Source organism: Dyella silvatica (assembly GCF_026283955.1).
Lineage (GTDB): Bacteria > Pseudomonadota > Gammaproteobacteria > Xanthomonadales > Rhodanobacteraceae > Dyella_C > Dyella_C silvatica.
Genome location: NZ_JAPDPE010000063.1, coordinates 21,266 through 29,954 on the forward strand (window position 1 = coordinate 21,266; position 8,689 = coordinate 29,954).

Annotated in this window: 7 protein-coding genes; 1 reads left to right on the plus strand and 6 read right to left on the minus strand. The window is 61.3% G+C overall.

All coding sequences use genetic code 11. The features are described from left to right. Positions 1-217: 217 nt before the first annotated feature. The 6 genes from OUZ52_RS13390 to pdsR all read right to left on the minus strand — a co-directional run bounded on the left by OUZ52_RS13390 (position 218) and on the right by pdsR (position 7,829). The gene (locus tag OUZ52_RS13390; protein ID WP_266158903.1) at positions 218-925 is read right to left on the minus strand and encodes a hypothetical protein; all 708 of its coding nucleotides are present in this window, start codon (positions 923-925) and stop codon (positions 218-220) included. Beyond that, the gene (locus tag OUZ52_RS13395) at positions 906-2,807 is read right to left on the minus strand and encodes a hypothetical protein (RefSeq protein WP_266158904.1); all 1,902 of its coding nucleotides are present in this window, start codon (positions 2,805-2,807) and stop codon (positions 906-908) included. The genes OUZ52_RS13390 and OUZ52_RS13395 overlap by 20 nt, the downstream gene beginning before the upstream one ends. A 71-nt stretch (positions 2,808-2,878) precedes the next feature. Continuing rightward, positions 2,879-4,354, minus strand: coding sequence for an anthranilate synthase component I (trpE, locus tag OUZ52_RS13400; RefSeq protein WP_266158905.1), 1,476 nt, complete (start codon positions 4,352-4,354; stop codon positions 2,879-2,881). A 121-nt stretch (positions 4,355-4,475) separates the two neighbouring features. Further along, entirely contained in the window at positions 4,476-6,503 is a 2,028-nt protein-coding gene (locus OUZ52_RS13405; RefSeq protein ID WP_266158906.1) for an ATP-binding protein, read from the minus strand. 43 nt (positions 6,504-6,546) lie between these two features. Then, complete coding sequence (locus OUZ52_RS13410) at positions 6,547-7,140, minus strand: hypothetical protein (protein ID WP_266158907.1); 594 nt, start codon at positions 7,138-7,140, stop codon at positions 6,547-6,549. Beyond that, positions 7,140-7,829, minus strand: coding sequence for a proteobacterial dedicated sortase system response regulator (pdsR, locus tag OUZ52_RS13415; RefSeq protein ID WP_266158908.1), 690 nt, complete (start codon positions 7,827-7,829; stop codon positions 7,140-7,142). Before pdsR ends, OUZ52_RS13410 begins: the two co-directional genes overlap by 1 nt. 177 nt (positions 7,830-8,006) lie before the next feature. Here pdsR and OUZ52_RS13420 point away from each other — a divergent pair, with 177 nt between their 5' ends. After that, on the plus strand, positions 8,007-8,132 hold the full coding sequence (locus tag OUZ52_RS13420; protein ID WP_266158909.1) for a hypothetical protein: 126 nt from the start codon (positions 8,007-8,009) through the stop codon (positions 8,130-8,132). Positions 8,133-8,689: the final 557 nt, after the last annotated feature.

Here is an 8,689-nt window from a genome sequence, read left to right on the forward strand (position 1 = left end):
AATGTCGCTGACCAAGCATGGAGCCTCACACCGTTGCGTGATGTGTATCGACACCAGCATTGTGCGCACGGTCGACGATATGGATGGCTAGCGCGGCCATGGCGATCCGCACACGCAGGACAATTTATGTCGACAAGTGCACGGCAGCGAAGCTACTGGCACGGAGTGCATCAAGCGCCCATCAGGCTTGATGCATCCGGGGCATCGAACATGCCGCCTATGGAAGGCTGACGTGCTCTGGCTCGAAGGCCAGCACTTCGGAGGTATAGGTCTCGACCACCAGGCTGAAGGGCTGATTGTCCTGGGTATACAGCAACGCCCGATGCCGCAGCACCTGTGCCGGAATGGCCAAGGCTTTTCCGGTCGCAGGCGGCAAGTGGCCGCTCATTTCCCAACCGTCTGGCAGAGGCAACCAGAGCAATTCGGCGGACAAGGTCTGACGGCGAAATTTCAGTGCCTGCACAACACGGCCGAACGGCACGTCCGACTGATCCAGCTGGCGATTCATTTCATCGGTTAATCGCGCGGGCACATACCAGTTGTCAGCCTCGGAAAGCACGCGGTCGCCGCAGGCCAGTTGCACGCGTCGATAACGCACAGGCTCATCGGCATGGATGCCCAACTGTTCCCGCGCACCTTCAGGCAACGGCTTGTCATCGCCTTTGATGCGATGAGCAACAATCTTCGCCTCCGACGCCAGCTTGTGCGTGCCGCACCAGCGCTCCAGCGTGACTGTGGCGCTGGGGTGGCTGAGTAGATCTGCATTTAGCGACTGCAGCAAGGCCAACGCTTTTAGACGGCTGAACGAATCATCGGGCCACGGCTGGGGCGCTGGCTCGCGAGCGAGTGCCGTCAATGAGCAAAGCATCGGCAACGCCACCAAACCATACCGGATAAAAGATATTTCACTCAGCTTCCGCATCATTTGGGTCACCTGTTGCCGCATCGCTTTCATCTTTGATCTCGTCAAACGCCGCCGACCAACCGTCGAAACCTACGAACACCTTGTATCGATCGGTGGTTGCCGTGTTCAACAACGCCGTCATGCGTGGATCCCGGATCGAACCTGACCATTCCAAGCCGGCATCGCCTCGACGATAAACCCAGGCCTTGGCATCTTTTCCAAGCAAGTCATTGAAACGCGGCAGCACAAATTTCTGCCCAGCCAGCCCCGCGGCCAACGCCGGGTCCTTGGCCAGGCCATCCGGAGTGCAGCCCGGGCAAAAGGGAAACGGACTCGCCTCGCCCGCCCGATACGGCTCGTCGCCCGCCATCGGCTGTAGCTGCATAACGCGCGATGACAAATCCACGCTCCAGTTACCGATCGGCGCGACCTTGCCATTCGCCCCTTCCGCCGAGACATAACTGCCATCCGGCAGGCGATATTCGAAACTCAAGGCTTCATTGATACCGCCGATCAACATCGTGGGCGTCATGCCATTCGCATCGGTCGTTACTTCGCGCTCGCAGGCACCGGCATGGACCTTGAGTGCGGCGAAAGACTGATGCTGCCCAGCGAGGTCATTGAGCTGAACGCGCAGCTCGGATAACGGCGCGCCAGCACCCGGCATTGGCAATGCAAGCACCGTACCCACCGGCCAGCCGCCATTCGATGAAGGGTTGAGCCGGCTTAGCAGGTTCACGTCGACACCGTGTGCCTTGGCCACCTTGAATGGCGTGTCTTTATCCACCGTTACATAGGTCGCCGGTGCGCCCGCACGATCGCAAGGCGATACCTGTACTACGCGATCGTCCGGCACCGGTTTGTTCAGTGGATCGACTTTTTCAGGCTGCTCATCGTCATCGCTGTTGCCGACGATCTTCAAATCACCGTGACGGCCAAATGAAAACTGCAGATCCCTGGTGAAGGCAGACTCGGTTTTTTCTGCCGGGCCACGTGTGGTACCGCTCATATTGAAGTGATAGACACCCTTCGCATAATCGAGCTTGATCACTGGGCGCGACGCGCTATCGACAACCGTCACCAGATCGACCAGCGATTTGCTTGCCTGATCGAAAAGATAGTAATGATCTTCCGTCGACTTACCATCGAGCACATCGGCCGCGGACTTGAAAAATACGTAGACCTTCGACGTATCGATCACCACGACGGTCGGCGCGCCCTTTTCATCGACGATCGAAAACTCAAAACGCTCGCCCTTGTCGAGCATGCTGAGCTTGCTTGAACGATTGCCGTCGAGCGGCCGCCAGACCCCTGGGCGTAACTGCAGCTGCAGCCCATCGTTGGCATACACATCGCCCTGATGCAGCACCACTCCCGTCGGTTGCGGCGGCGCACTGCTCGCCTGCTGCGGATTGACCGGGGTCGAATCGCAACGATTGAACTGCATGCCCACCAGCTCGCGCACTTCGGCGCCACCATTGCCGGTGCCGGCGTTGAAATACAGCACGCCATCGCTGTCATCGCGCCCGGTGGCCAGCACGAAGGCGAGCCGGTCATCGCGATGATTGTCGGTGACCTGGATCAAATCCGGCTTGCTGCGATTGAGTTTGCTGAACTCGTAGCGTTGTCCTTTCAGCGAGACCGCCACCGTGTGGCCGCTGATCTCGATGCGATCTCTATCCGCGCATAGACCCGTTGGAGTCCAGACCTGGCTGTCTTCGACCGGCGCCGCCACTGAAGCCGTCGGCGACGGACCGGATGAAGCGGTATCGGCTGATGGCGAACAAGCCGTGCCCAGGCAAACGATTAACGACGGCCAAAGCAGACGGCTTGCCACGACCTGCCGCGCAAACAGCAGGGGCTTGGCAAGGGCGTGATGAGCCAGCCTTAGGGGTCGCCTCATAGCGCGGTGATCTTTCGTGACATTTCCATTCCCTTTGATCGCAATGAGCTAGTTGAGCTTGTGCGAAATCACTAAAGCCCCTTGGCGGCCTGCGCTACGGCACGGAACAGAGCCCGTCCCTTATTCATAGTCTCTTCCCACTCCGCGGCGGGATCGGAGTCATAAACAATGCCGGCACCTGCCTGCACATGCAGACGACCGTCCTGAATCACCGCTGTGCGGATCGCGATGGCCGTATCGGCGTCACCCCACCAGCCGATCCAGCCGATAGCACCCGCATAGATATTGCGCTTGTATGGCTCAAGCTCTTGAATGATTTCCAGCGCGCGGATTTTCGGCGCACCGCTCAGCGTGCCTGCCGGGAAGGTCGCCTTGAGCACGTCCATATATCCCAGGCCCTGGCGGAACGTGCCCTGCACCTGCGACACGATATGCATCACATGCGAGTAGCGCTCGACCACGAAAGACTCGCTCACTTCCACCGTGCCGGTTTCGCTGATCCGGCCCACGTCATTACGGCCCAGGTCAATCAGCATCACATGCTCGGCGCGCTCCTTCGGATCGGCCAGCAACTCTGCCTCAAGCGCCTGATCTTCTTCTTCCGTAGCGCCCCGCTTGCGCGTGCCAGCGAGCGGCCGCACCACCACTTTGCCGTCCTTGAGGCGGGCGAGAATTTCCGGTGAAGAGCCGACGATCTGTGTTGCGCCAAGATCGACGAAATACATGTACGGCGACGGATTCAGTGCGCGCAACGCGCGATATACATCGACCGGCCGTGCATTGAAGCCCACGCTTAAGCGCTGCGAAGGCACCACCTGGAAAATATCGCCGGCGCGGATGTATTCCTTCGCCCGCTCGACCATCGCCTCGAATTCCGCACGGGTGAACGAGGATTTGAAATCGCCTTCGTCCAAGGCCACCGACTGGGTCAGTTGCGGATACGACGCGCCGCCCTGGCGCAAACGGTAGACCAGCGCATCCAGACGGCGCTGCGCATGCGCATAGGCCTGCGGCTGCGACGGGTCGGCATGCACAATCAGGTAGAGCCGGCCTTTGAGATTGTCGAAGACGGCAATTTCCTCCGCCAGCATCAACAACACATCCGGCGTGCCCAGCTCATCGGGCCGGTCCCATTTCGCTAGCCGCGGCTCGATGTAGCCAATCGTCTCGAAACCGAAATAGCCGACCAGACCGCCACTGAAGGCCGGCAGCTGCGGCAGGCGCGGCACGTCGTATTGCAAACGCAGCTTTTCGATCTCTTCGAGCGGGTCGTCAAGGTGACGGCGCTCGACCACCTCGCCTGCGTCTTCCACTTCCAGTTCATGTCCGCGCAGGCGATATACCCGCTTGGCCGGCAGGCCGATGATCGAGTAGCGCCCCCAAGTCGCGCCCCCTTCCACCGATTCGAACAAAAAGGTGTACGGGCCGTCGGCTAACTTCAGATACACCGACAACGGGGTATCGAGGTCAGAAAACACCTCGCGCACTAAAGGGATACGCGTATGCCCCTTGGCAACCAGTGCGTCAAATTCGTCTTGGGAAATCACGTGAAAAGGATCCGGTGACCAAACGGGAAGCCGCATTGTAGGGCAAGCCTCTCACGCAGCTGCTTGCGCGAGCCTGACTCCGCCCCGTGTTCGCGGAAAAGATGGGAGGCAACGCACACGCCTAGCCGGACAGCCTCATCCGCGGCATCCCATGCAGGCGCAGGCTGAACGCTACGCCGCTGCCATCGTCCAGATTGCGCGCCACGGCGCTGCCGCCATGACGCTCGGCCACCAGCCGCACCACATAAAGCCCCAGCCCCAGGTGCGGTGCATCGCCGGGGGTCGCCTTGTCGCGCAAACTGACCAGCGAGTCGAACAAGCGCCCCTGCATCGCCGCCGGCAGCGGCGCGCCTTGATTGGCCAGCTCGATCTCCGCACCGTCATCGAGAACGCGCAGGGTCAAGCGCATCCAGCCGCTCTCCGGGGTAAACGACAAGGCATTATCGAATAGCTTGTCCAAGGCCTGGGCGATCAGCTCCGGTGCGCAGTGCAAATGCACCGGCAGCGCCGGAACCTCACAACTCAAGCGTCGCGTACCAGCCAATGGCCGGTACGCCTCGGTGCAGCCGCGCACGACCTCGACCAGATCGACATCCTCTGGCTCGGCGGCGGCAATCGACCGCTCCATCCGGCTCGCCTCGCTCATCGCCCGCACCAGCGCACCCAAGCGGGCCACGCCATCGTGCGCCCGCGCCAGATAGGGCTGTGCCTCGGGCGGCAGGGCCGCGCGTTCTTGCAGTGCGTGCTCCAGATTGTCCAGCGAGGATTTCACGATCGCCAACGGGGTATTCAACTCATGCGACAGCTTGGAGGCCAAGGTGCGCAAATAGTCGGTATAACCTCCGACCACCTCGAACAGGCGCTCGAAACTGCGGGCAAGATCGCCGATCTCGTCCTCTGCATCGGTCATCGGGAACTTGCCCATCATCATCGGCCCGTCCAGGCGCCCGTCGTTGGCCTGTGCCCGTTCGGCGGCATCGCGCAAACGAGCCAGGCGCAGGCTTAGGCGAGTGGCGAAAGCCAGCAAGATCGCCCCCGCCACCAGCAGCACCCCGAAACTGGTCAACAACAATCCCAATAAAGCACGGTTAGCCAGCAGCGGTACTGCACGGCTGGCCTGTTCCAACAGCAGCACGCCCTCGACCTGGCCCTGCCGTTGAATCGGTACCGCGGCCGCCAGCACCACGCTGCCGCGCGCCTCGCCTTGGCGCCAGACACTGGTTGGCACGCCTTCGCCCGCCGTACGCACTTCGGGCAGCTCAAGGCGCGGCACATCGTCGGCCCACAGGTTGGCGTCACCCAAACGGGTCGCCAGCAACGAACGGTAAATCAACGCCGCGAACCAGCCCGGCTGCTCGCCACGCGTCGTGCCCAGCCGCCCACTTTGTGCCAGTAACCAACCCTGGGGCGCCAGCACGCGTGCGCGCACATCGTCCGGCGCCAGCAAGGCCAACTCTTTCGACAACGCCGTCGAATAACTCAGCAACGGACGGGTTTCCGCGGTCAACGGGTCTTCCCCGTTGACGGTAGCGTCATGCACGCCCAGGCCCAACTGCTCCAGACCCAGGCTACGCGGCAGGCGCAATTCAACGCGGTAGCCGCTGCCGTCCTCCTGCCACTGCGCGGTGAGCATATCCGGCAGGCCGGCTACCGATGGCCCCAAGGGTTGCGCCGTCACCATGCCCGGCGCCGCGCTGGCCACCAGATAGCTACGCTGCACGCCGCCCTTGCCCAAGTTGAGAATCAGATGATCGGCCGCCAGCGCATTCGCGTCGCCCGCATCGGCACGGGTGCGGTGGGTACTGCGCACATCGACATAGAGGTAAAGCCAATCTTTGTTCTCAGCCAGCAACAGCTTGCCGCGCTTGCCTAACGGCTGGCTCCACGGAGTCAGCGGCGCCCAGTCGTCGCCGTAGCCATCAACGGTGATCGGGGTCTGGGTTTCCTGCACATACCAGCCGTCACGATCCGTCGGCAGCAAGGCTCCCCCTACCACCAGACTGCGCGCCACGGCTCGCGCCGAAGCGGTCAAGGCTTGTGCCTGACCTTCGCGCAACAGGGTTTCCATCTGCCGCACATACAGCCAACCGGCCGCCGGCAGCGCCAGCGTGCAAAGGGCAACCAACAGTAATTTACGGCGCAGGCTCATCGGACGGCAGCGGCAGCAGCGGCGAGCGAAATGGGGCGATTATTCAATGCTTCGCCTTGGCGGGAGCGGCTGGCTTCGACTCGTACTTCATATAACGCGACTGCTCCACTACCTGACTGAAAAGCGTCAGCACATCCTGCCGCGTCGGATCAGCCGCCGCCAGCGTCATCGACCAGCTCAAGCGCACACCGGTGGCCTTGCCCGGGTCGCAGAACACCACCGCATCGTCCTTGTGATCGCTGCCTTGGAACAACAATCCATGGCAGGCCATTGCGCCGTTGTGCACCGGAAACGTGCTCACTTTGGCTTTCGGATCGCGTTTCAAATAGCTCTTCTGGTCGTCTTGCCACTCAGCATCCAGGGAAGCCAACTTTTGTGGCCACACATTGAGCAACATCACCCGCTCAGGCTCACCCGTCCACTCGCCGCGATACAGCACCAGATTGACGCCGATAGCCGCGGCATATTGGCAACAATCCTGTGTCCAGCCACTGGGCAACGCGGTAGAAATCGCCCAGCCCGGGGCCTTGCCGTCGGCCTTGCCATACACGATCACACCACCGCCCGTGGCCGCGTCGCCGGCTTGCACGGATACGGCCACGACCCACAAGCCACACAGCAAAAGCGCCTGCCGCATCACGGCTTCCACCGGTACCCCACACCATGCACGGTTTCGATCGCATCGAACTCCGGCGCAATGGCGATGAATTTTTTGCGGATACGCTTGATATGCGAGGTAATCGTGGCGTCGTCCACCACCAGCTCAGCCTCGCGCATCAGTTGGTCGCGATTTTTCACATGCCCAGGGAAACGCACCAAGGTATGCACCATCCAGAATTCAGTGACGGTAAGCGGAATCTCGGCATCTGCCCAGGTAATACGCATGCGTTCGGATTCGAGCTTGAGCGGACCGTGCCCGATCACCGTCTCGCTGGAAGCCGGCGCCTTGAGCGACTCGATACGACGGAATAGCGCCGCAATGCGAGCCGCCAACTGATGCAGGCTGGTGTCCTTGCTCAGGTAATCGTCCGCGCCCAGGCGCAGGCCTGAAATGACGTCGAAATCCGAATCGCGCGCCGTGAGAAAAATAATTGGCAGCGTCGACGACTTCGCGCGCAGCTCACGGCAGAGATCAAAGCCGCCCTCCGGCTCATCGCCAAGCCCGATATCGATAATCACCAGCTCCGGCAAGCGCATCGCAAATGCGGTCGAAGCCTCCTGCCGCGACCCATAGCCACGGGTGTCATAACCAAAGCGGTTCAATGCCTCGACGTAGTTGGCACGGATCAACGGCTCGTCTTCGACGATAGCGATACTGCGGCCCATGGCTTATCCCTTCAATGGCAGAGCTGCGCAGGTTGCTCTGCGCTTTCGTTCTGCGCAAGCCAATCGGCGAATTTGCCCGCGTTTTGTCAGATGCCATCGCCCGATCGCCCGCTTCATGCCGGCTACCCCGCCCGGATAGAGAGTGAAATAGCCCCATCCCCCAGCCGGAACCCGTCGATGAGCAAGACCGACACCACCCATGTCCAAGACCCCAGTGCCGAGCTGTATAGCTTTGAACCGTTGCGGGTGACGCTGGCGCTGGGCTCCTTGTTGCTGGGCCTGATCCTCGCCGGACTGCATTGAAAACCCGAACTCGAAAAGCCTGAATCTGCCGTGGAAGGCATGGCGGCGGTCAGTGTGAAGGGATTCACGCTGACCGCCTGGGGCGAATCGACCAGGCACCTGCCAGGCAACTGAGATAACCCGTAGCTCCCCCTTGGTGCGTTCCTTGCCCCGCTTAATGCGGGGCTTTTTTACGACGATATTCGGCCTCGACCAGCACCCACGCTGGCACCCAGACCCTCGGCCGGAGCTTATACATATGTATGGCTAGCCGCACCGATGAACGCTCAACGGCGTCAGCGGGAACCAACCTGGTTCTGCGCAGTCTTAGGCAACATGGTCTGGCGCTGCATCCATTGCCGTGGAAAGCGCGAATGCGGTCGGCGCACAAGGAAAGGTGCCGATCGCCGGAGCGGAGGCTGGACCATGGTGTGATCTCCTCACGCGTCTACCTAGCGACGCTTATCCCGACGCAGTTAACCTTGCGTCGGGATTTTTGTTTCTGCGCTCAACGCTTCGGCGCTAAAGCCCGGTCAAGCCGAACCGAATCAGCCCAGCGCGCGGCGCATGGCCTCGAC

Coding starts and splice junctions, on each gene's coding strand:
- OUZ52_RS13390 (WP_266158903.1), bottom strand. CDS start 925: ATGATGCGGAAGCTGAGTGAAATATCTTTTATCCGGTATGGTTTGGTG.
- OUZ52_RS13395 (WP_266158904.1), bottom strand. CDS start 2,807: ATGAGGCGACCCCTAAGGCTGGCTCATCACGCCCTTGCCAAGCCCCTG.
- OUZ52_RS13405 (WP_266158906.1), bottom strand. CDS start 6,503: ATGAGCCTGCGCCGTAAATTACTGTTGGTTGCCCTTTGCACGCTGGCG.
- OUZ52_RS13410 (WP_266158907.1), bottom strand. CDS start 7,140: ATGCGGCAGGCGCTTTTGCTGTGTGGCTTGTGGGTCGTGGCCGTATCC.
- pdsR (WP_266158908.1), bottom strand. CDS start 7,829: ATGGGCCGCAGTATCGCTATCGTCGAAGACGAGCCGTTGATCCGTGCC.
- OUZ52_RS13420 (WP_266158909.1), top strand. CDS start 8,007: ATGAGCAAGACCGACACCACCCATGTCCAAGACCCCAGTGCCGAGCTG.